We start from the raw sequence: 24,211 nt of genomic DNA, 5'->3' as shown, positions 1-24,211 counted from the left end.
GAACTTGCTAAATCATGAAGATGGGCACGATAATAGGGGTATTGGTCCTATAAATAAAGAGGCAAGCCTTGTTCACTGACACCAATCCGTATTTTAGTGTGCCTCACCACTTTACCGCCTACCTAAGCCAATGGCCGAGTTCCCAGCCATTACCCTCAGAAATGGCACTGAGATCAATGCAATCATTAGGCATTCAACTGCTCAGCGAAGTCAAAACTCTCGAAGCTAACTGCTTGCTACAGCTGCGCCATTTAGATAACGAGGCAAAAGTTGTCGTGGATTTTTTAAAGCTGCAATCCCGCAAAGTAGATCTAGTGCTGCAACATGTATTAGAAAAAGAAACCCAAGAGGGCGAAAAATGCTTTGGTAACCAATTTGGTGGCAGTGGCCTGAGATTACTCACCCCAACAGCCTTAGACATTGGCTCCCACTATAAAATAACTCTGTTTATTCACGACGAATTAGTTGCCATTCTCTGTTTTGGCAAAGTCATCGCCACTCAAGCACAAAAAATAGCACAAGCCGAAGGCGATATGAGTCGTAATGACAGAACAGAACAACATACTCAACCTGAACATCTACAATGGCAAACCGACTTTGAATTCAGTCAAATTCTTGAATCTGACGTGGAGCAATTAGTCAAAGCCAGCCTCAATGTGCAACAGAAACAACTCAAGTTACGCAAACTCGCCAGAGACGAGCGTCAATAGCCGCTGACTTTTCTCTGGCACCTACGCCATCAAGTCTCTACAATGTCTGCAACTCTTTGTGAATGAATCAGTTTATCGCACGCCAATGACTCACATATCAGCCCTAACGCCGCCAGCCGTCAAAAATGGCACTCAAATTCAGACTCTGTCCACCGTGGGCGGCGTTTGCCAAGCCGTTACACTCGCCAATTTAGCGCGTCAACATAAGGGAACGACCTTAGTCGTCACCAGTGACACGCCAAGTGCCTTAAGCTTAGAGTTAGAGCTGAGTTATTTGCTCAGTAAAACAGGCATTAAGGTCAGATTATTCCCTGACCGCGAAACCTTGCCCTACGACAGTTTTTCGCCCCATCATGATTTAATTTCCCAGCGGCTCGAAACGCTATCACAGCTGTCTCAGATTGAGCAAAATATCGTTATCGTGCCCGTCACCACCTTGATGATACGCCTGCCACCTAAGGCCTATTTAAGCGCCAACGTGTTTGTGCTCAAAAAGGGGGATAGCTACAAGTTACACGATGTACGCCAGCATTTAACCGACACTGGCTACCATTCGGTGGAGCAAGTGTATGAACATGGCGAGTTTGCCATTCGCGGATCGATTCTGGATATCTTCCCAACGGGGATGAATATGCCACTGCGCATCGAGCTATTCGATGAAGAAGTGGAAACCATTCGCCATTTTGATCCAGAAACCCAACGCTCATTGCAACCTGTCGACTCGATTCGCCTATTGCCCGCGAAGGAATTCCCAACCGACAGTTCGGCCATCGAAGGTTTTAGGCAAAGATACCGCCGCCGTTTTGAGGTCATAGTCAAAGAGCCGGAATCGGTTTATCAGCTAGTGAGCCGTAACTTGATGCCGGCGGGGATCGAAAACTATCTACCGCTGTTTTTTGATGACACCGCCACCCTATTCGATTACTTGCCCAAGGACACTCAACTCGTCACCTTAGGCGATATCGAAAAGTCGGCGCGCGCCCATCTGCAAGAAGTCGAGCATCGCTATCAAGACAGACGCGTCGATCCGCTGCGGCCATTACTGGCGCCTAAAGAGCTGTATTTACTCATAGAAGAGTTATTTGCCGCCTTTAAACCGCTGCCACGTTATCAAATGCAAGTGCCAACAGATGGCACTGAAACAACGAAAGCGGTTGTTATTGCCGCCAGTACCCTGCCCGACATCAGCGCCAATCATAAATTAAAGCAACCGCTGCTAGCGCTGCAAGATTATGCCAGCAGCGCCAAACGCATGTTGTTTAGCGCCGAGTCCGAGGGTCGCCGCGAAGCGCTGCTTGAATTGCTCGCTAAAATTCAGTTAAAACCTGCACTGTTTAACCATTTTGATGAATTTATTCAAAGTGATGCCAAGTTAGGCCTTATCGTGTCGCCGCTGTCACGCGGTTGTTTACTGCAAATCAGCGCCAAAGAAAGTATCAGTATCATTTGTGAGACTGAACTCTTCGGCCATCGTATTTCCCAGCAACGTCGCCGTGAAAAACAGCGTCAGATCAGTAATGATGCCCTGATTAAAAACTTGGCCGAACTCAAAGTTGGCCAGCCCATAGTGCATTTAGAACACGGCGTTGCACTTTATAGGGGCTTAGTCACCCTAGATACGGGTGGACTGGTCGCAGAATACTTGCAATTAGAATACGCTGGCGGTGACAAACTGTATGTGCCAGTGTCTTCATTGCATCTCATCAGCCGTTACAGTGTTGGCGCCGATGAAGACGCCCACTTAAATAAACTCGGCAACGAGACGTGGGCTAAAGCCAAGAAAAAGGCGATTGAAAAAATCCGCGACGTCGCAGCCGAGCTGCTCGATGTCTATGCCCGTCGCCAAGCGCGTCCCGGCGAAAGCTGCGCAATTGACGAAGAAGAATACGCTCAATTCGCCCGCGGCTTCCCCTTCGAAGAAACCGTTGATCAAGAAAGTGCCATCATCGCCGTGTTAGCCGATATGCAATCGCCGACCGCAATGGACAGATTAGTCTGTGGCGATGTGGGCTTTGGTAAAACCGAAGTCGCCATGCGCGCCGCCTTTGTGGCCGTCAACGCTGGTAAACAAGTAGTCGTGCTAGTTCCGACCACATTGCTTGCCCAGCAACACTATGAAAACTTCAAAGACAGATTTGCCGACTGGCCCGTGGTCACTGAAGTGATGTCACGCTTTCGTACCGCCAAAGAGCAGACTCAAGTGCTGCAGCAATTGGAAGAAGGCAAAGTCGATATTGTTATCGGTACCCACAAGTTACTGCAATCTGAGGCCAAGTTTGAAAACTTAGGCCTGTTGATTATCGACGAAGAACACAGATTCGGTGTGCGTCAAAAAGAGAAAATCAAGGCGCTGCGCGCCAACGTGGATATCTTAACCCTGACCGCAACGCCTATTCCGCGCACCTTAAACATGGCCATGTCGGGCATGCGCGATTTGTCGATTATCGCCACCCCGCCCGCCAAACGTTTAGCAGTGAAAACCTTTGTACGGGAATCAGATCCCGCGACTGTGCGCGAAGCCATTTTGCGGGAAATTCTCCGTGGCGGCCAAGTGTATTACCTGCACAATAATGTTGAAAGTATTGAGAAATGTGCCCAAGGCATTATCGATTTATTGCCTGAAGCGCGAGTCGTCGTTGCACACGGTCAAATGCGTGAGCGCGATCTAGAACGGGTAATGTCAGACTTTTACCATCAAAGATTCAACGTGTTAGTCTGTACCACTATTATCGAAACCGGTATCGACGTTCCGAGTGCCAACACCATTATTATTGAGCGCGCCGACACCTTTGGTCTGGCGCAGTTACACCAATTGCGTGGCCGCGTCGGGCGTTCGCACCATCAGGCCTACGCTTATTTGATGACGCCGCATCCCAAACGTATGACCCCAGATGCGCGCAAACGTTTAGAAGCCATTGATGCCCTTGAAGATCTCGGTGCGGGCTTTATGCTGGCGACCCAAGATTTAGAGATCCGCGGCGCAGGTGAACTCTTGGGCGATGAACAGAGTGGCCATATTTCGAAAATTGGTTTTAGCTTATACATGGAAATGCTCGAAGCGGCAGTAAAAGCCTTAAAACAAGGCAAAGAACCGTCACTGGCGCAAATGCTCAATCAGCAATGCGAAATTGAACTGCGTATCCCCGCCCTACTGCCTGAAGCCTATGTGAGCGACGTAAATATTCGTCTGTCGCTCTATAAACGCATCGCAGGTTGCGAAACACAGGCGGCGCTGGATGAGTTAAAAGTCGAATTGATCGACCGTTTTGGCTTATTACCTGAACCGACGCGTAACTTAATGGAAATGACCCTCTATAAACATGAGGCGACTCGCTTAGGTGCGACTAAAATAGAAGTGCACAGTAAAGGTGGCAGCATCGAATTTAGTGATGATCATGTCATAGATCCTGTGTTTATTATTGGATTACTCCAAAGCCAGCCACAAATCTATCGAATGGAAGGACCGAATAAGTTAAAGTTCAGCCTTGCAGCCGAAACCAGTAAAGACAGGCTCGCTTTAGTGAAACTCTTGCTAGAACAATTATCGCAACATCGTCTTGGAGATAAATAGTGTTACGTAAACTCGCGGTCTCTATCGCTACACTCATTGCACTATCACACAGTCAGGTCGTCCAAGCAGAAGCTTGGTTCGAGGTTGAAGTCTATGTGTTTGAACGCCAAAGTCAGTCAAGTGAACAATGGCCTGATGCGCCGAACAAGACGAAAACCGATAACGCAATAGACTTAATCTCCCCCGCTATCGCGCAAGCAATCACGCCGATACCCAGCGCATCTGCGCCCTGCACACTGGTATTTGATGCCGATGCAAATAGCCACTGCGCTGAAACCTTAAACGGTACCTCGACGTCAGAACCTATGTCTGCCGCGCCTGCGAGTGTGGAATATCGTTACCCGCCGGTGATCCCATCAGAAATCAGCAGCGCACAGATCAGTTATCCTACAGCCAATGGCAACCCAGTATTGTTAACCCGCAGCCAAAGTCAGTTCGCGAGTATTATCAATAGTATTTCCCGCGAACGTGGTACGCGCAGTTTACTGCACATGGCTTGGCAACAACCTATGCGTGGTAAGAGTGGCTCAGTACCCATACGCTTATTTGCGGGTAAAGATTTCTCAGGTACTTATCACTTCGATGGCAGAAAAATCATTAAGCAAGCTCAAGCAGAGCCTATGACTAATGCCGATGGCACGCCAATGCTTGCACCTGCTGTATCACCAGTATGGGAATTAGATGGCACACTGAATATCTATTTAAGCCACTATTTGTATATTGAAACCGCATTGCACTTGCGCAAAGAAGGCAGAAAATTAATGCCAGCCGTACCCAGTGATGCTTCCGATACCAGCGCAACACTCACGGCGCCCAAAGTCATGACACCATTTTTAATGTCTGTGCCTTTGGAGCAAAACCGCCGTGTGAAGAGTGAAGAAATCCATTATTTAGATCATCCCGAAATGGGCATGGTGATCCAAATCCGCAAGATGGCGCAACCCAGTGCAATGCAAAATAATCAGAATGCCGAATCAATACAAACTGTTGGCCAATATTGAACAAACGCACAACCCGCACAATTAACCCGCACAATTCTTAAGTTAAAACGATGCAGTTAAGTTAACATGGTACGTTTAAATTAAGACTGAACGATGGAGAAATCGAGGTAGATATCATCAGCCTCGTCTTCTCCTACCGTTACGGTTAATCCCTCAGTGCAAGGCACACCTACTTCGCACCAAGCAATTAAAGCATTAACAGCAATGTCACTGCCTTGGGCGAGTACTTCAACACTGCCATCGCGGCAATTGGTTACATATCCTGTCACACCAAGGGCTCTGGCCTTAGTCAAGGTCGCATGACGGCAACCAACACCTTGCACTTTTCCCGTCAAATTAATTAATACTCGCTTCATCTCACGCTCCTTTTTCACGGAACCTTGTTATAGAAATAAGCATAGCCGCAATTATCCAAAGGCTAAGTGTTAACCTATGGATTTGTAGAGCAAAAAACAAACAATATTTAAATTTAGGCAAAAAAAACAGCTAACAAGACTGCTGCTAGCTGTGTCGGGCGACATACGCAAAGGGATATCCAATAAATGGACAAATAAAACAGCAACTCTGTATCATTTTGTTACAAAATAGCAAGGGTCGCTACTTTACACAATAAATAATTATTTTCAAGAGTTTGAAAAGTAAAACTATCCATCCCGAATGAATATAATGCTTTTAGCTGAAAATCAGCTCGTACACCCATCTGCATTGTTCATGTTTAAAAACACCCCCTGTGATAGCCGAAGAAGTATAAAGGCGTGTTGACGTTTAACGCTGAGATTGTGTTTGTTCTGGCAAGTTAGTAAACACGAAACGAGGGGTTGAGAAGTCCCCCTCTAATGACAAGCGGCGCGTATGCCTGACGATAAAGCAAGGCAAGCAAACTAGATGCAAAAAGCAAAAAACCGACCTAATTAGCCGGTTTTTGCTTGATAGTGTGGTTAGGTAATGAAGTGCTACTCGCTTATCATCAGACCATTTTGATAGCGATACTCGGATGAGGGTTCGCCATTAAAGTAGTACACCGACCTGCCGTGCAGTTGATTATCAAGATACTCATCACTTTGCAGCAGGCTGCCATCTTCGTTAAAACTATAGCCTTTGCCTTGCAATTGACCTTGATCATCATACTGGGCCTGCCCTAATAAATGGCCATTGGCGGAAAAGGCTTGCCAGTGACCCACTTCGTGTCCTGCTTTATAGTTGCCATGCCAGAGCTTAACCATACTGTAGCTGCTTTCATCTTGCAGCAGCCATTGGCCTTCGCGCTGACCGTTAACATACTGACCTTGGGCTTGCAGTTGTTTATCAAAGCCACGCAGTAAATACGCGCCATGTAACTTAGCGTTTTTATAAAACTCTCGACGCATTATCGTGCCATCGGCTGCGATTTCTGTTTGTTCACCACTCAGCTCACCTTGTTGGTTAAACTGCTCATTGCGCGTCGTATCCACGCTTTTTGTGACCCACTTGCCGGACTTTAACCCTAAGTGATATTGGCCGATGACAAAGCCGCCGTCCTCGGCCTTATCTTCTCGATATGCACCGTGCATTTGACCTTTGCGGTAGTTTATCCGCCTGATATAACCGTTCCAGCCAGCACCGATATACAAGCCATCGTATCGCCCCTTGAGTTGTTCATCACGTTCAATCAGCTCACCTGCTGCATCAAAACGTTGACGTAAGCTCCAGTCTTTTGCAGTATCTTGCTGATATTGATAAGTTAACTTTCCCGTAGAATCGAAGCGCTGTTCAGTGCTAGTCTGACCTTTAGCGAGGTATTGCGTGTCGGTTTGGGTCGCAACGTTACCGGCATTATCATAGGTAATATGTTGAATTTCACGACCATCCTTATCATACTTTTGCAGCTCTGCTAACCGCCCTTGTTCATCAAAACGCTGCTGGTTTCCCACCTGTTTATCATGCTCATAGTGTTTAATCTCTTGCAGCACATCGGCAGCTCGGTAAATCAACACTTCGCCGTGTATTTTCCCCTTAAGATAAAACTCTTTAGTGTATAACCAGCCGTCTTTTGTCCAATACAGTCGCTCGCCTTCTCTTTTTCCCGCCACCATATTAACGGTTTGCTCCGGCTGACCATTGTTATGAAAGCTTTCATATAGCCCTTCCATACCGTTAGCACCGTAGGTTACGCGTGTTTGCAACTGGCCATTGTTAAAATAACTTTGCGATAATCCTAATTCAGCGCCATTCACACGATGCTGAAGCTCCCTTAATTGACCATTAGTATGGTAACTTTTCTGATCTCCATGCAACTGGCCATGCTGGTAGTGGAACTCTCCCGAGAGCACTCCGTCTTCCCAATAATGCAGATGCGTGCCCTGATAGCGCCCTTGTGCATCGCTACTGCCCTTGCGAGACAGTTGACCATCGGGGTAGAAAAACTCGAAATCACCAACGATAAAACTCTCGGCTAAATTGGAACTGTTGACGCCGCCCTTAAAAACGGGTTTATCCGTCTCCAGATAAAAGAGTTGTAGCGGCCACTCACCATTTTGCTCTGTCGGCGCTTGCTCCTGATAATAAATGGCTTCACCAGGCACATCGCTAAGCCGCCATAGTTCGTCGAGTAAAATTCGCTCAGCCGACAGATTAAACGACATAAGTAGCGCAGATAATAGTAATAAGACTCTCATATTCTGCTCCTTAAGGTAACGCAGGGAATGTATTAACCCACTGTTTATTGACCGGTTCGCCGCTTATCGTCAGCTGCTCTATCTGTGCTGCGCGCCCCGCCAGTACAAACCAGCGTTCCTCACGTAACACTTGCTGCAACGGGCGCTGATAAAAATCACTGCTGTCACCTTGAATCGCAGGAGCTAGCTGTAAATTTTGCGCATTTAAAAAACGATAGCGCCGCATAAAGTCGGCCACGGTTTGATGGGTATCAACATTCGGCAACTGAGTGATATCAATCAACCAGCTTTGCTCGGGTTGATACGCTAGCGCTTGCCATTTGGGCGTACCGGTACAGGCCAAAGTGCTGCTAACATTGATGTCGTAAAAATTGCGGCGGATCCCATCGGCGCTAGTCAGTTGGTACAGCACAAACTTATCCAGCCCTCCACCAAAACCCGTGTTGTTAGTGTTAGTGCTTGTGTTTGTCCATTGCAGTATGCGCCCGTTGACCTTAGGTGCATCGACAACACTGAGCGTGCACACTGCTGCCTGCTCGGAAGTTAACAGCAAACTGACGCCGTATTTGGCCACGACTTGCGGCTCAAGTAAGGCGGGGTCTTCAGGTGCAGTAACTTGCGGCTGATTAACATAGGACGCATACATATCATCACTATAAAGCAGTTGTTGCTGCGCCGGCGGATAGGCGACATTTTGCGCGTAATCTTGAGTCGGAATAAAACGAATGTTCTTAGTCAGTTCACCACTGTCAACCACAGTATTCACATAGAGTGTCAGCGTGGGCGGCGCTGCGGGAAAGGTAAACTGTGTGATCGATTCATATTGTGTCGATGAGGCCAACGCCAGCATATTTTGCTCTGCCGGGGTTAACCAATCCGGCCCAATGGGCGGCAGTGAAAGATATTTCACCATAGCGCCTTCGGCACCGTCAAAGCGTCGGTATAACCAAGATTTGTCAGTGCTGCCTCGCGATTTCAGCAAATAACTGAATGGTTTATCTGGGATTGGCGAGAGTTCCAGCTGTATATCTTCATACTGCAAGGCCACAGTTTTGCTGGGATCGGGGGTCAGGTTAAGTTTGACTAATTTCGCGCCGCGATAATGGGCCGTCGCGCGAAACTCAGCAACCTGAGCTAAGAGGTCATTCGGCGCATTCCAACCGATAAGCAAATTCTGCTGCTCAGACTGATGGAAACCATCCTGTTCTGGATAACTGTAACTGCCTACCTTGCTCAATTGCAGCGGCAGCACTGTGCCATCCGCACTGTGTGCTGTGATATCGGTTAAGCTAAACCCGCCTTCGGGTTTAAAACCTGAAAAGTCATACTGATAAGTCAGCTTTAATAAATCATCTTGCTGGTAAAAGTAGCCCGCATCATAGGCAAATACAGCATCTTGGGTTAAGGTCTTATTGACGTTATCCAACACAACGTCAGGTTGTTTTTGATACTCAAATACTGGGAAATCATAAAAACCTAAATACTGCGTCAGATCGCCCAACTGGCGCTCCTGCGGCAACATAATAACGTTGCAGCGCACTGTGCCCTTATAGCCGTAGCGCTCAAACGGCGCTTCTGCCACTAAGGCTAACTGCGCTAACCAACCCCGCTCACGTTCTAACATCAACTGACCGTATATTTTGGCTTGATCGCCGCCACTTTCAACTTTGGCTAACACATGCGTATCTGTGACTTGCAATACAGTAAGCTTGGCATTGGGGTGGCCTTGATAGGTAGGAAGCGCGACAACCGCCCCCGCTTTGGCGGGTATGGTGCTAAGAAAGGCCGATGAGCTAAAGAGCTTTTTCAGTTCCTGCTCAAGCTCTGCGCCGCGTTCAGCCAACAGCGCCTGCCATACAGGTTTGTTCAATGCACTGAATTCTTTAATGCTGCCATCGTCTAGATTTAAAGAAAATTCAAACCCCTGCGAGAAAATAGCGTGCATTTCTGGATTACGATCGGCCCGCTGGCTACTACTGACGCCGCTCCCTTGGCCATCGCGCATGTTCATATAATCGACGTGCACTTGAAACCGACTGTTTTTGCCTGTTTCGAGGACCTTATAACGCAGCAATTGATGTGACGTGGCGTTAACCGTTTCGGTACGCTGACCATTGTCTACAGTGATGTTAGTGGTGCTATACAGCTGATACGAGTGCTCTTCCCCTTTTTCAGGCGTAAACTCAACATCAGCATCCCCAAAAGAACAGGCCGATAATAAACAGCATGCAACTACGCTAACCAAGTACTTCATGGTTATTCCTTGTATCTCAAACAAATAGTAAGCGCCGCATTATGCCCTTTCATACCCAGTAAATAAAATGCTTTGGCTATTTATGCCTGTCCAGCGCGACACCTGAGTGCGCGACTAAAGCATCCTTTTTAGATAGTCACAGGTACTGCAATACCAATCTTAGGCAAGTTTTTAATGACGAATTCCGGCATCAAGAACAGATGCAAACAGCTAGCTGTGCGGCATTAATTGTCATTAATGCCCAGTGACTCTTCGATTTTTATTTAATAAGAAGTATCCCTCTGGACTCGACGGTAACATCTGCAGCACACGGAAGTGTAAATACCGCGTTCACATGGTCAATGATGTTCCCGACATCATAGTGACATTTCCCATATCCCTATGGGTCAGATGTGAAAGAGCACCCATATCGCCAACGGTCACTGGTACAACAATGCCAATCCTCACGAACCCTCTTGCTGTTCGTTCAGCTAAAAAGCTATTGCCCCATTGTGAGCTATGACCGATTAATCACTCAGTGCACAGAGGATAATTTGACTTACATTTAGTCATTCCAAAAATATGGAAGTAAAGTCAGATTACACCTCTATCTAAGTGACCAAATTTAGCGTACCACTACACCATTCCCTCACCGATGACATTTGTAGTGGAATAGAGAAAGAAGAGTTTTTCTTAGTTTATCAGCCAGTGATGTGCCGAGAACGGTAAAGCTAAGGGAGTCGAGGCATTAATACGTTGGCAACACCCGCAAATGGGCTAGTGCGACCTGATTTGTTGATTCCCATTGCCGAAGAGGACAAATTAATTGTTCCATTAACTAACTATATTTTTGAGCGGGCATTAAAAGATTTTACTGATATGAAGGTTGACTCGGGCTTTAGGATTGCGTTCAACGTGGCGCCAGCGCATTGAAAGCTTACGCCAGTTGGGGATTTTAATGGCTATCGATGACTTTGGTACTGGGCAAACAACCTTATCTTTGTTACAAACCATGTCATTGGATTACTTGAAAATCGGTAAGACGTTACTAAAGAATAGCTAATCCGAATCTGGCTAAGAAGAGCCAATTATCTAACAAGGTTTTGTCCAAAAGTGTGTTGCGTATGTCTTTTAAATCTACAGGTTACGTGAATGCACTAAAGGTGAGCCATGGTGATTGGCGAGACGACCGTCCGCCCCATGGACGGGGCGGTCGAGCATCCAAGGATGGACTAGCAGCGCGTCGGTGAGTAAATACCATGGCAAGCCTATATGCGGGGATATCAGCCAACACTAAAATCCTACTTAATCTATCCCCAATAGTCACAGTCATACGTCCGCCACATGAAGTACGAAAGCCAAACCATAAGGCGAAATAGCCGATGAGATAAATCCACTCCCCTCTTAAATAGAAAAAGAGGAGTGATACTTTTATTCAATCGATATCAATCAAGCCAACTTAAAGGCTTTTATTTTGGGGAGATGGGCGGCGAGTTGGGGGAATTTGTGGGGCTGAACGTCATCCCAATCAATCGAATAATAGGCGCTTAATTCACTGGCGAGTTGCTGATTATCGAACATCTCATCATTCACAGAAAATATGCACATGGCCTTGTGAGTATTCTTTTCACGAAATTTCGACACGCACTTATTGGCAATGTCGGCATATTCTTCTGGGCGGTCAATCTTGCCCTGCATATTATTTTCTGGGTGCAAATTAGGGTTAATCAGCACAGATTTAAGACCATTCAAAAATCCAATCCGTTCGGCCCAATAAGCGCCGAGTCCTACACCAACCATTAACGGCGCGGGATCGTCGCTATGCTGCATTTGCTTAGCGACTTCCTTAAGCAAGTGTTGCATGTCGTGCTTAGGGTGCAAGGTGCTGTAACTGATCAAACGCACATCAGGGTCAATAAATTGCAACTGACGCATTTTTTCGTGATTACCTGGGCTAGTAGCATCAAATCCATGAAGATAGAAAATCATATCAAGGCCTTTTAATCATTTTTAATCACAGTGAATTAACTAACCCTAGCAAAAGAGTGATCTCACACCTTGCGCTACATCAAACTTTCGCCTGTTGAGCCAAACAAATTTGCTCGGCAAGCTGCTTGGCATTTTCCCAACGGGCCGTATTATCGAGCGCAGCTGCCGTTTGCGCGGCATTGGGTTTAAGTAAACTCGCAGGATACTGTGGCGCGCTCGCAGGCCAAGTAAAGCCATCGAGTAGCGACATTACGCCCGCATTATCATTACACACTAAAATCATGTCGCAACCTGCGGCTAAGGCGGCGCTGGCCCTTGCACGGTAATCGCCCGCAAATCCTGCGCCTTGCATGCCGAGATCGTCAGAGAAAATCACCCCGTTAAAGCCAAGTTCTTTACGCAGCACTTGTTTTAGCCAGTATTCGGAAAAGCCCGCAGAGTTAGGGTCGACTTTAGGGTAAACCACGTGCGCGGGCATCACGCCTAATAACTTTTCTTTTGCGATCAATTCTTTAAACGGTAGGATATCCTTTGCAAAAATCGCCTCGGCATCGCGATCATCAATGGGTTTCTCGTAGTGCGAATCCGCCACTACACTGCCGTGCCCGGGGAAATGTTTACCCACGGCGCCCATGCCAGCTGCGGCCATGCCAGCAATAAAGCTTTCGGCCAGTGTAATCACCTCGGCGGGCTCTGGGCTAAAACTGCGTTTACCTATGACTTGGCTCACGCCGTTTAAGTCCAATACGGGCGCGAAACTTAAGTCGATATCGCAAGCCAGTAATTCGATTGCCATCAAGAAACCGAGCTCACAGGCCCAACGCTTGGCCAATACCAGATCACCCTTTGCTGCGGGGAGAATGTCGCCCATGGCGGGAATAATGGTAAAGCCATCACGGAAACGTTGTACTCGGCCACCCTCATGATCGACGGCAATTAATATTTCTGGGCGGATTTGGCGTATCTGTTGTACCAGACGGATCAACTGATCACGGCTCGAAAAATTGCGGGAAAATAGGATTAAACCACCGACCTGTGGATGGCGTAGCATCTCAGATTCAGCCTCACTGACGTCCAACGACAGTAAATCCAACATTAAATAGCTCATACTTCTCCCTAAAAATATTCATTAATACTCAAAAAATAACCACTCAAGCCATAAGTAGTCCACGCTCACAAAAAAGCTAAAAAAAGCGAGCCACCTACCCTTGTAGCGCTATCGAAGCCTGTATTCTTGGCCATAAAATGGCCTGTAAAAAAGTCCCAATTAAGTTCAGCTTATCCGAACTATTACGAATAAAAAAAACTAATGTGAATTGTCACACTAATCTATGGGATACTGGCGTTAGAGTATCACACAAGCAGATTTCGCATGAAAGAACGCCGCCACTGACCAGAGTACACGCGCAAGATTAGCGTGCTTCAATCTGCAGAGCGAGCAATCCCATGCACTCAGACTAAAATAATAAACAAGACACAACAGGACTTCTATCATGATTAGCGTATTTGACATGTTCAAGATCGGCATAGGTCCATCGAGTTCACATACCGTCGGCCCAATGAAAGCGGGCAAAATCTTTATGCAAAACCTGACTGACTCAGGACTCGTGACCCAGATTGATGAATTAAGAGCCGAACTCTTTGGCTCCCTCGGCCAAACAGGCAAAGGCCACGGCACGGGCAAAGCAGTGATTTTAGGCTTAATGGGCGAAGATCCCGAAACCGTGGACACTGACAGTATCGACGGTATTTTAGAACACGTCTCCAAGGACGAAACCTTAACGCTGCACTGTGGCAAAGTAGTTAAGTTTACCCGTGAGCAAGGCATTACCTATCACAGACGCAAAACGCTACCTGCACATGCTAACGCCATGACCTTGTACGCCTACTGTAAAGGGGAATGCATTTTTGATCGCACTTACTACTCAGTGGGTGGCGGCTTTATTTTAGATGAAGATGAAATTAGCCAACGTAATGCATCGCCAGCCTCACAAATTGAATCGGCACCTTTTGATTTTGTGAGTGCGGCTCATTTACTGGAATTATGCGGCGAGCAAGGTCTCAGCATTTCTTCTTTAATGATGGCGAACGAACTGAGTTTAGCCACTGAAGATGAAGTCAAAGCCAAGCTGTGGAATATTTGGCAGACGATGAAAACCTGTATCGAACGCGGTTATCAGAAGGAAGGTATTTTACCTGGCGGCCTAAAACTGCGTCGTCGTGCTCCTGCACTGTACCGTCGTTTGAAAGCTGAAGGCCGTAACAATGTCGATCCATTAACCGCTATGGATTGGGTCGATTTATTCGCCCTGTCGGTCAACGAGCAAAATGCGGCCGGTGATCGCGTCGTGACTGCGCCAACAAACGGTGCTGCGGGAATTATTCCTGCCGTATTATGCTATTACGATACCTTCGTACAAGAAGTGGATATCGATGTCTGCGCACGTTATTTATTAACTGCCGCTGCAATTGGTATTTTGTACAAGAAAAATGCCTCAATTTCGGGCGCCGAAGTCGGTTGCCAAGGTGAAGTGGGCGTGGCCTGTTCTATGGCCGCTGGCGCACTGACTGAGATCATGGGCGGTACGGTTGAGCACGTTGAAAATGCGGCTGAAATTGGCATGGAACATAACTTAGGTCTAACCTGCGATCCTGTGGGCGGCCTAGTGCAAGTGCCTTGTATCGAACGTAATGCCATGGGCGCGATTAAAGCGATCAACGCTTCTCGTATGGCCCTACGCGGTGACGGTAACCATAAGGTTTCACTGGATAAAGTGATCAAAACCATGATGGATACCGGCAGAGATATGCGCAGCAAATACAAAGAAACCGCCAAAGGCGGCCTAGCAGTCAACATTGTTGAGTGCTGAGTGTTAGTTCACTCCCACTAATCGCTTAAATCGCACCATAAAAAATGCCGCAACTCACAAAGTTGCGGCATTTTTGTTTTAGCGCATCGGCGTGACTGCTGAATCGGCTATTTAAGGCTTAAAGTACAAGCTATGGAACTTAAGGTGCTCTTCAATAAAGCTCGCGATAAAGTAGTAGCTGTGATCGTACCCCGCTTGCATCCGCACATCCAAGGGATAACCCTTGGTATGGGCGATATCCACCAGCGATTGTGGCATCAATTGGGTGTCTAAAAAGCTGTCAGCTTCACCTTGGTCAATCAGTACTGGCACTTCGCTAATCGCGAGCTTAAGCAACTCACAGGCATCATACTGCCGCCAATGTTCACGATTTTCACCTAAGTACTCGCTAAAGGCTTTAATACCCCAAGGTACATTACTTGGATTCGAAATCGGGCTAAAAGCCGAAATTGAGCTATATCTGTGTGGATTACTCAGACCAATCACCAAAGCACCATGACCGCCCATTGAATGGCCGGAGATAGCGCGCTGGGTAGTGACAGGAAAATGCGCTTCAATCAAGGTAGGCAACTCATGGACTATGTAATCGTACATCTTATAATGACGATTCCAAGGCGCTTTTGTCGCATTGAGGTAAAAACCCGCGCCTAAGCCTAAATCGTAAGCCTTATCCGCCGCATCGGGCACATCGTCACCGCGAGGACTGGTATCAGGGGCGACAATCGCCATCCCAAGTACCGCTGCCATGCGCTGTGCACCCGCCTTCTGCATAAAGTTTTCATCGGTACAGGTTAGACCTGAAAGCCAATACAGCACAGGCACCGGTTTATTCACCGCCTCAGGCGGCAGATAAATGGCAAAGCGCATCTCGCAGTTTAACGACTGAGATTGATGGCGATACTGCTTATGCCAACCGCCAAAACTCTTGTTACAACTGATATTTTCTATGGTCATACAAGTCCTTTTAAGCTCAATCTTTTAGCGCTATTTATAACGTTAGTCTTAGCGTTAGTCATGGCGCTTATCGTCAGCTCCGTTGGCAACACAGCAGACAGATTTGCACCTGTCTGCCCGTTAGTCACATCAAGCTGAAGCATCAACTTAGCGTGCAAAATCGCTTATTTATCAAAATGGATCACGCTGCGAATGCTCTTACCTTGGTGCATCAGCTCAAACGCTTCATTGATTTGCTCAAGCCCCATAGTATGAGTGATAAAATCATCGAGCTTAAACTCACCCGCTAAGTAACGCTCAACAATGTGTGGCAGCTCAGAACGCCCTTTCACCCCGCCAAAGGCAGAACCGCGCCAAACGCGGCCAGTCACCAATTGGAATGGACGGGTTGAAATCTCTTGTCCAGCACCGGCAACACCTATGATGACTGATTCACCCCAGCCCTTATGGCAACACTCTAAGGCGCTGCGCATCACGTTGACGTTGCCGATACACTCGAATGAGTAATCCACGCCGCCATCGGTCATTTCAACGATCACCTCTTGGATGGGCTTATCGAGTAATTTAGGATTGATGCAATCGGTCGCGCCGAGTTTTTTGGCTAACTCGAATTTAGACTCGTTGATATCAATCGCGATAATGCGACTGGCTTTGGCCATAGTAGCACCGATAATCGCCGATAAACCGATACCGCCGAGGCCAAAAATCGCCACGGTCGCACCTTCTTCCACTTTGGCCGTGTTCATCACAGCGCCCATACCGGTGGTTACGCCGCAACCTAACAGACAAATTTCTTCTAATGGCGCGCTCTTATTAACTTTCGCCAATGAGATTTCAGGCAACACAGTATATTCAGAGAAGGTCGAGCAGCCCATGTAATGGAAAATAGGCTTGCCATCGAGATAAAAACGCGTGGTGCCATCGGGCATTAAGCCTTTACCTTGGGTCGCGCGAATTTTTTGGCACAGGTTAGTTTTGCCCGATAGGCAGAACTTACACTCGCCGCACTCTGGGGTATAAAGTGGGATCACATGATCGCCCACTTGTACACTGGTCACACCCTCGCCCACTTGCTCAACGATACCGCCGCCTTCGTGGCCTAAAATCGCTGGGAATACGCCTTCTGGATCGTCGCCGCTCAGGGTAAACGCATCCGTGTGACACACGCCCGTAGCCACAATGCGCACTAAGACTTCGCCCGCTTTAGGTAACATCACATCCACTTCTTCAATCTTAAGTGGTTGTCCTGGTCCCCAAGCAACAGCGGCCTTTGATTTAATAAACTGCGGTTTTTCGTTCGACATTGTTACGTCCCTTGAATAGGTAATAGGAGTAAGTCATTGGTGTATCATAAATTCAATTCAGGCCAAGCAAATTCTTGCGCCCATTGCACTGATGCTACTGAATAGGAGGATTGTATTTGTTTCTCAGCGAGAGACAATCTAGTATTCAAGCAATTCATTTTTACTGAGTAACAACAATGTATCTCTGGGACGGCATTTCTGAATTTGTCGCGGTGGCTGAGGCCGAAAGTTTTACCCTAGCAGCGCAGCGGCTGAATATCTCCACCGCCCACGTTAGCCGCCAAGTGAGCACCTTAGAAAATCGCCTTGGCACAAAACTCTTTTACCGCACTACCCGCAAAGTGTCGTTAACCGAAGAAGGCACGATTTATTATCGTCATTGCCGCCAATTACAAACGGGGTTAGAAGAAGCCGAGCGCGCCATCTCAAACCTAAAGGACTCACCCCAAGGCTTAGTCAAGCTCACGGCGCCCGTCGCCTATGGCGAGAAATTTATCATGCCGTTACTCAATGATTTTATGGTGCAATATCCCAGCGTTGAATTTAGCGTCGACTTGACCAATCGCACCTTGGACTTGATTGAAGGCGGTTATGATCTGGCCATTCGCCTCGGAAAACTTGCCGATTCAAGCCTGATGGCCAAACCGCTCAGCAGCCGCACTCACTATGTCGCCGCCTCACCAAGCTATGTGGAAAAATACGGTCAGCCCCATACCTTATCTGAACTTAGCCAGCACAATTGTTTGATCGGTAATCATAATTACTGGCGCTTTGTGGAAAATGGCCGCGAGCGTAATATCAAAGTCCGTGGCAATCTCAATTGTAACAGCGGCTACGCATTAAGGGATGCGGCACTAAAGGGCATAGGGATAGTTCAACTGCCTGATTATTATATTGAAGAAGATATTCAAGCCGGACGGTTACTCTCCTTCCTTGACAGTCACCGCGAAGCCAAAGAAGGCATCTGGGCACTCTATCCGCAAAACCGCCACCTGTCGGCCAAGATCCGCGTATTGGTTGATTACCTTGCCGAAAAACTCATCGAACAGGATTAAATACTGTTTGAGCAGATTGATTGGTAGCAGACAACACGGCGCAGACTAGCGCCAGTTTTCCCGCAAAGTGTAATACAACATGCCTAACGCCAGCGCTTGATTGCCGAACCATTCATTTAAAGGAATGCGGATATGGCGCATGGCGGCAAACAAATCAAATTCACGCAATTGCCCGTCCATCGCATTGGCCATGATCTCGGCCATAATGTGCGATGTCGCCACTCCGTGCCCAGAATATCCTTGGCAATAGAACACATTAGGCGACACTTTGCCGAGCTGCGGGATACGGTTAATCACAATTCCTGCCATTCCCGCCCACGCAAATTCGATATTAACGCCCTTTAATTGTGGAAACGTACGCTCAATTGCAGGCCGTAATTCCGCAGCCACATTTTTAGGATCGCGGCCGCTGTAATTAGTGCCGCCGCCGAACATCAGCCGTTTATCCGCGGTCAGGCGATAGTAATCCAGTACAAAGCGGCAATCGTACACGGCTAAATCCTGCGGATTAATTTGCAAAGCGATATCATCGGGCAGAATCGCAGTGGCGCAATTGCCTAAGGACGCAGGAAATAACATACCACGCAGTTTTGGACGGGCGAGTTTATGGTAAGCATTACCGGCGATCAGCACACTGTTGGCGCGCACTTTTCCCTTGGCTGTGACAACAGTCGCCACATCGCCTTCTTCAATATCAAGTACGGGTGAGTGTTCAAAGATTAACGCCCCAAGACCTGCTGCGGCGCGGGTTTCACCAAGGCATAGATTAACAGAGTGTAAATGCATGTTGCGCCGATTGACTAAGCCGCCGTGATACAAGGGCGAGCCTAAATAGGCAGGCATTTCATCGGCGGATACCAGCGTCATAAATTCACCCATGCCGCGGCGCTGCGCCTCATTATGCATAGCCCTAAGCTCTTGCATGTGCTTTGGCTGGTAGGCGGTTTGGATATGACCAAACTTTAAATCACAGTCTATGCCGTACTTGGCCACCCGGTTTTTAATAATGTCATGACCGCGCCAACGTAAATTCCACACATAATCTTCAGCTTCATTGCCAATTTGGCGGCGCAGCTGTTTTGTCATCGCAACATCGCCGGACAAACTGCCCGTCACCTGCCCACCGTTGCGTCCGGTCGCGCCCCACGCAATTTTATTGGCCTCAATAAGTGCCACTTTATAGCCCTTCTCAGATAATTCCAACGCCGTTGCCACGCCTGTAAAACCGCCACCGACAATCGCCACATCGACTCGAATGTCGCCTTCAAGCGCAGGATAATCCGACTCTTGGTTAATGGTGGCATTGTAGTAGGAGGCGCAACGCTCTGCTGGCATGGTCATTCCTTGATGTTGAAAGTTAACTGTTGATGGCTGAAAGTGAGCGTTGAGTCTTAGTTCTGGACACTCGTTTTAACGCGGCATTATACCGATGTTGTTTTATATTTTTTACAAGCGTTCAGAATTTGTGAGTATATCTGAGTTGAGATCGAGATCAACAGTGAATTGCGATAACTATTTGCAGGACAGGACAAAGGAAGTTGAGCTAACTGCAGGCTCCTTCTTGAAGAACCTGAAATGGAGGTGCTTGAGATGGAAGCTTCTGAAATGGCGGTACCTAAAATTAAGGCACTAAAATTAAGGCACCTAAGATTAAGTTACCTAAGATAGAGACTCCGAATGTTAAGGCGCGGCTCATTTTATCTTTTAAGCCTTATACTTTTTGCTGGTTTAAGATAGGCTTGTGCGGCGTCATCCTCTTTTTATCTCAGCAACCTAGAGTCCATTATGCCACTAATGCCAATTACCCAGCCACTTGTCCAATTGCCGTTTTCCCAAGCGTGCGAAAACAACAAAGCGCCGATTTTAGCAGTATTAACACAAGCATTCTCACTCAACCAACATGTACTCGAAATCGGCAGTGGCACAGCGCAACATGCTGTGTATTTTGCAGCAAATCTTCCCCATTTAATCTGGCAAACCAGCGATCAAGCTGAATATATTGAGGTAATTACCGCAAGGTGTATGAATGAAGGCAAGCTACCCAATGCAGCGGCAAACCTACGCTTACCACTTATCCTTGATGTCACTGTGCCATGGCAGGTGGAGGGCTTAACACCCGAGATTGACGCCGTTTTCAGCGCCAACACTTTGCATATTATGAGCAAAAATATGGTTGAAGCGTTTTTTATTGGCCTTGGTCTGTACCTGCCCCAACTCAAGACCCTGTGTATTTACGGCCCCTTTAACTACCAAGGCGAATTTAGCAGTGACAGCAATCGCCAGTTTGATGCCTTTTTAAAACAGCGGGATCCCGCCAGCGGCATTCGCGATATTGAATGGATTTGCAATTTAGCCAGCGAGCAAGGCTTAACGCTGAAGCAAGATGTGGCTATGCCCGCCAATAATCGACTACTGCATTTTGTTAGAGACTAGCTTTTTGTTAAAAGCTAGCTTTGGTTGAGTGGTTTAGTCCGTTTTGGCCTCGGCGGTTCTGTGCCCATAACTCAGCACTCGGGTAGCTTTCCACTGTTCGTCCTGTTTGCGCCACACGATCACAAAGTCGGCTAGACCTTCACAATTGCCGGTTTCAAAGCTGCAAAAACGATGAACGCCTTGCTCTATCGCGCCAAACTCTTTCACCGGAAACACTTTCATCGTGCCCGCAACTAACTCGCGGCGGTAATGGCCACAGGCATATTTTTCGGTATTAGCGATCATGTCCTTGCGGTTCCACGTCACGCCACCCGTGTCGTGGTAAAACTCTACATCTTCAGTGAAAAAGTCAGCGTGTTTCTTTAGTTCAGCGGGGACGGCGCACTTATTGAAACTGTCGAACACAGCAAAATCCACCGCTGCAATTTGGGTAGATAAAGTGTCTGTAAGTGCAGCAGCGGGCTGAGCAATGTCAGCTTGTGGAGCCCCAGCCGTTTTAACTGATGCTACTTTAGCTAATGCGGGCGCATCTGTTGCAACAGCAGGTTCGGTAGTGGTGAGTGACAAAGTTAAAACAGTGACTGTGGCTAGGCTATAAAATGCTGGATTCATATTCTCTCCGTAAATATTGGCAATACATTTTGTATGGCGACTATTCACATCACAAACATGAATGCACCACGAAACATAAAGTCACATCGCCAGCAAAGCTTATGCCAGTTAAAATATCCATATTAATCATATTGATATAGCTTCATATTACGTTATGCAGTTTTGTGCGGTGATAGTTTCTGATTATTCTCACTATTTTTTAGTGATTTATCTGACGATCGTCATACTCAGTACCTTATGCTCAATGCACTCAATCAGGATGACCATGCCAGCGAGCAACACGTCGAATATACGGACTATCACACTGTTATTAAACACTAAAGATTTACACTGCCTTTACACAAAAGAGAGACATCCAAGCTTGAAGCTATAATTAAGAATAATTATCATTCGCCAAAATTACCGAAGGAAGAATGATATGCCCCGCTTTATCCGTCGCACTCGCCAAACCTCGCATCTATCTCATGCAACACAGACACCTATGTTGAGCCAGCTATCACGCGCTATTGGTTTATGTTTGTTATTACCTGCAGCATGGGCTAGTGCTGCAAATACGCAAGATACCACTCCAGAAATGGAACGCATGGTGATCACAGCAACACAAACTAAACACTCGGAGCTTTCGGCGCCCGCTTCGGTGTCCGTGATTAACCGCAGTGAACTTGAAGCTTTAGTCATAGACGATCTCGCTAGCGCAGTCCGTTATTTACAGGGTGTGAACATCAGCGAAGGCACGCCCTATGGCCGCAATGAGATCAGCCTGCGAGGTTTGGATTCAGATTACACTTTAATCTTGATTAATGGCCGCCGCATTAACTCCCGCGAAGCATTAACCTCTGGTTATGGCAACGATTTTGACTTGTCCTCTATTCCAATGTCTGCCATTGAACGTATCGAAGTTGTACGTGGGCCTATGTCATCCCTCTACGGCTCAGAAGCTTTAGGCGGTGTGGTTAACGTCATACTGCGTCAACCAACGGAGGACTGGCAAACCAGCGTTGGCGTGCAATACGATGCACCTACCAGTGGCAAGGGTGGCGATAGCACTAAGTACAATTTCTACAGCAGTGGCGCGCTGATCAAAGATAAATTACTGGCAAACTTAATCGTCGACAGCAATAAACGCGATGCATGGCGCTCGGACTTAAAACCCACTATTGATGCGCTAGAAGACAGAGATGAAATCAGCGCCCTCGCCAATTTACAATGGCTGATTGATAACCAGCAAGATCTGCAATTTGACTTAAGTTACGCCAACGATGAACGCGAGTCTGATTGGAATAACTACGGCACGATTCTCACCAATAACCAACAAGCGGAGCGGATAAGTTCAGGTCTGACCCATAATGGCCACTGGAACTGGGGCGATACTCGCCTGCGCTATTACTATGAAAATGTTGAGGTGACTGACGACTCAGCGTTAATCGCCGAGATTGGTAATATCACCCAAACCAACCACAATCTTGACGGTCAAACCACTGTCCTGCTTGGCGATCACATGTTAACCAGCGGTGCAGAATACCGTTGGACCCAACTCGAAAATAGCCGCAATATTTTAGGTGATGGCACCTTAGACGACAGCCAATCGGCATTGTATCTACAAGATGAATTTAGCTTAGGCGAACTCAATATCACCTTAGGCGGGCGCGTCGATCACCACGATGTGTACGGCACCGAATTTAGCCCACGCTTGTATTTAGTGTATAACTTAAGCTCTGAATGGGTCATTAAAGGTGGTGGCGGCAAAGCCTTTAAAGCGCCAAATATGGCGCAATCCCAAGCCGATTATATTATCCCCGCTTGTCGTGGCGCCTGTACCGTTGCGGGAAATCCTGATCTTCAACCCGAAACCTCAGTGAACTACGAGTTATCGACCCAATATCAAACCACGGATTTTGGTGGCTCGATCACCTACTTCCATAACGATGTAGAAAATAAAATTATCACCGAAACTTGGAATAGAGTCCCAGGTACAGTATTAACTTACCAAAACGTGAACGAAGCTAAGATCACTGGTTGGGAATTACAAGCTTGGTACAATTTAACTCAAGATCTCAGCCTAAACGGTAATTACAGTAAAACCGATGCCGAAGATAAGCAAAATGGCGCGCCTTTTACCTTAACACCGGACGACAGCTATAACCTAAAACTGCAATGGCAGGCATTCGATGGTTTATCCACCTTTATCGCCTACCATTATACTGGCGAGCAGTATTTGCGAGCCAATGTCAAATCAGAGGGTTATGGCTCGCTCGATATAGGTGCGAATTATCAAATTAATCCTATGTTTAGACTGAAGCTTGGCGTGACTAACCTAACGGATTCTGAACGTGACCAAGTTGCCACCGACCTTGATTATATTCAAAAGAGTCGCAGTATTTATGCTGGGGTAACTGCAAGTTTCTAAGCTCTACAAGCCAGAAATTAATGTGTAATTATAGCTCTGCTACTCAACATTAAACATCATAGGCGAAGCCCGTTTTGGCTTCGCCTATTGTTTTAAGACCAAAATAAATATCACACATCCGACTAGAAAAAGCAAAATCAATATATTTTCTAAAATATAGAATTTTTAAATAAACATCAAAAATATAAATTACATAATCCAGATTTAAATCATTAGTCTTTTACATTCCGCAATATAACCTTGATCATACTTTAACGCTAAAAAATAACTCACCCGTTAACCTTTGATAACGATCAAGGTTTTGTCATATTAAAAAACTATTATACACACGCAAGACTGCTAAAGCTTGAGGTGTAAAATTCTCGATTATTAAACTTACGCACCAAGCAAAAGCAATATTATCTTTCCGTTTATATCA

At 46.9% G+C, this 24,211-nt stretch carries 17 protein-coding genes and 1 pseudogene; 8 read left to right on the top strand and 10 right to left on the bottom strand.

Annotated elements, in window-relative coordinates; genetic code table 11:
- Nucleotides 1–68: 68 nt before the first annotated feature.
- From ACHA99_RS18560 to ACHA99_RS18550, 3 genes are all read left to right on the top strand, one after another.
- The gene (locus tag ACHA99_RS18560) at nt 69–710 is read left to right on the top strand and encodes a hypothetical protein (protein WP_212601065.1); all 642 of its coding nucleotides are present in this window, start codon (nt 69–71) and stop codon (nt 708–710) included.
- Between the two features lie 85 nt (nt 711–795).
- Nucleotides 796–4,281 (top strand): transcription-repair coupling factor, encoded by a 3,486-nt coding sequence (mfd, locus tag ACHA99_RS18555; protein WP_393944331.1) that lies wholly within the window; start codon nt 796–798, stop codon nt 4,279–4,281.
- Nucleotides 4,281–5,282, top strand: a complete 1,002-nt coding sequence (locus ACHA99_RS18550; RefSeq protein ID WP_393944329.1) for a peptidoglycan binding protein CsiV — start codon at nt 4,281–4,283, stop codon at nt 5,280–5,282. The genes mfd and ACHA99_RS18550 overlap by 1 nt, the downstream gene beginning before the upstream one ends.
- A gap of 80 nt (nt 5,283–5,362) precedes the next feature.
- Here the strand turns inward: ACHA99_RS18550 and ACHA99_RS18545 are convergent, their stop codons facing one another.
- The 3 genes from ACHA99_RS18545 to ACHA99_RS18535 form a co-directional block, all read right to left on the bottom strand.
- Complete coding sequence (locus tag ACHA99_RS18545; RefSeq protein ID WP_028759808.1) at nt 5,363–5,638, bottom strand: acylphosphatase; 276 nt, start codon at nt 5,636–5,638, stop codon at nt 5,363–5,365.
- 597 nt (nt 5,639–6,235) lie between these two features.
- Nucleotides 6,236–7,936, bottom strand: a complete 1,701-nt coding sequence (locus ACHA99_RS18540; protein WP_393944327.1) for a hypothetical protein — start codon at nt 7,934–7,936, stop codon at nt 6,236–6,238.
- A gap of 10 nt (nt 7,937–7,946) precedes the next feature.
- The gene (locus tag ACHA99_RS18535) at nt 7,947–10,190 is read right to left on the bottom strand and encodes a hypothetical protein (protein WP_393944325.1); all 2,244 of its coding nucleotides are present in this window, start codon (nt 10,188–10,190) and stop codon (nt 7,947–7,949) included.
- A gap of 603 nt (nt 10,191–10,793) precedes the next feature.
- Here ACHA99_RS18535 and ACHA99_RS18530 point away from each other — a divergent pair.
- A pseudogene (locus tag ACHA99_RS18530) lies at nt 10,794–11,220 on the top strand (EAL domain-containing protein); the annotation flags it as partial.
- 86 nt (nt 11,221–11,306) lie between these two features.
- Here ACHA99_RS18530 and ACHA99_RS18525 read toward each other — a convergent pair.
- The 3 genes from ACHA99_RS18525 to nagZ all read right to left on the bottom strand — a co-directional run bounded on the left by ACHA99_RS18525 (nt 11,307) and on the right by nagZ (nt 13,266).
- Nucleotides 11,307–11,435, bottom strand: coding sequence for a hypothetical protein (locus ACHA99_RS18525; RefSeq protein ID WP_393944323.1), 129 nt, complete (start codon nt 11,433–11,435; stop codon nt 11,307–11,309).
- A gap of 183 nt (nt 11,436–11,618) precedes the next feature.
- The gene (gene ycfP, locus ACHA99_RS18520; protein WP_168827553.1) at nt 11,619–12,158 is read right to left on the bottom strand and encodes an alpha/beta hydrolase YcfP; all 540 of its coding nucleotides are present in this window, start codon (nt 12,156–12,158) and stop codon (nt 11,619–11,621) included.
- 79 nt (nt 12,159–12,237) lie between these two features.
- Entirely contained in the window at nt 12,238–13,266 is a 1,029-nt protein-coding gene (gene nagZ / locus ACHA99_RS18515; RefSeq protein ID WP_393944321.1) for a beta-N-acetylhexosaminidase, read from the bottom strand.
- A 385-nt stretch (nt 13,267–13,651) separates the two neighbouring features.
- On the opposite strand from nagZ, the gene ACHA99_RS18510 reads away from it, so the two are divergent.
- The gene (locus ACHA99_RS18510; protein ID WP_028759794.1) at nt 13,652–15,028 is read left to right on the top strand and encodes an L-serine ammonia-lyase; all 1,377 of its coding nucleotides are present in this window, start codon (nt 13,652–13,654) and stop codon (nt 15,026–15,028) included.
- Between the two features lie 111 nt (nt 15,029–15,139).
- On the opposite strand, the gene fghA is transcribed toward ACHA99_RS18510, so the two are convergent.
- Nucleotides 15,140–15,982 (bottom strand): S-formylglutathione hydrolase, encoded by an 843-nt coding sequence (gene fghA, locus ACHA99_RS18505; RefSeq protein WP_131524459.1) that lies wholly within the window; start codon nt 15,980–15,982, stop codon nt 15,140–15,142.
- Nucleotides 15,983–16,146: 164 nt separating this feature from the next.
- A complete protein-coding gene (locus tag ACHA99_RS18500) occupies nt 16,147–17,286 on the bottom strand; it encodes an S-(hydroxymethyl)glutathione dehydrogenase/class III alcohol dehydrogenase (protein WP_025007830.1) in 1,140 nt (379 codons plus the stop codon).
- 176 nt (nt 17,287–17,462) lie between these two features.
- Between ACHA99_RS18500 and ACHA99_RS18495 the strand changes: the two genes are divergently transcribed.
- Complete coding sequence (locus ACHA99_RS18495) at nt 17,463–18,341, top strand: LysR family transcriptional regulator (protein WP_198572287.1); 879 nt, start codon at nt 17,463–17,465, stop codon at nt 18,339–18,341.
- A gap of 45 nt (nt 18,342–18,386) precedes the next feature.
- Here the strand turns inward: ACHA99_RS18495 and ACHA99_RS18490 are convergent, their stop codons facing one another.
- Entirely contained in the window at nt 18,387–19,676 is a 1,290-nt protein-coding gene (locus tag ACHA99_RS18490) for an NAD(P)/FAD-dependent oxidoreductase (protein ID WP_393944316.1), read from the bottom strand.
- Nucleotides 19,677–20,126: 450 nt separating this feature from the next.
- Between ACHA99_RS18490 and ACHA99_RS18485 the strand changes: the two genes are divergently transcribed.
- Nucleotides 20,127–20,774: a DUF938 domain-containing protein gene (locus ACHA99_RS18485; protein ID WP_393944313.1), complete on the top strand. Its 648-nt coding sequence runs from the start codon at nt 20,127–20,129 to the stop codon at nt 20,772–20,774.
- Between the two features lie 33 nt (nt 20,775–20,807).
- Here ACHA99_RS18485 and ACHA99_RS18480 read toward each other — a convergent pair whose 3' ends face one another.
- A complete protein-coding gene (locus tag ACHA99_RS18480) occupies nt 20,808–21,386 on the bottom strand; it encodes a DUF4440 domain-containing protein (RefSeq protein ID WP_393944311.1) in 579 nt (192 codons plus the stop codon).
- A gap of 418 nt (nt 21,387–21,804) precedes the next feature.
- Here ACHA99_RS18480 and ACHA99_RS18475 point away from each other — a divergent pair, with 418 nt between their 5' ends.
- Nucleotides 21,805–23,793 (top strand): TonB-dependent receptor domain-containing protein, encoded by a 1,989-nt coding sequence (locus ACHA99_RS18475; RefSeq protein ID WP_105252636.1) that lies wholly within the window; start codon nt 21,805–21,807, stop codon nt 23,791–23,793.
- The last annotated feature ends 418 nt before the right edge of the window (nt 23,794–24,211 follow it).

This window comes from Shewanella sp. S23-S33, assembly GCF_043359565.1.
GTDB lineage: Bacteria > Pseudomonadota > Gammaproteobacteria > Enterobacterales > Shewanellaceae > Shewanella > Shewanella oncorhynchi.
Note: the sequence above shows the minus strand (reverse complement) of the source record. Positions and strands in the feature narration are given on the sequence as shown.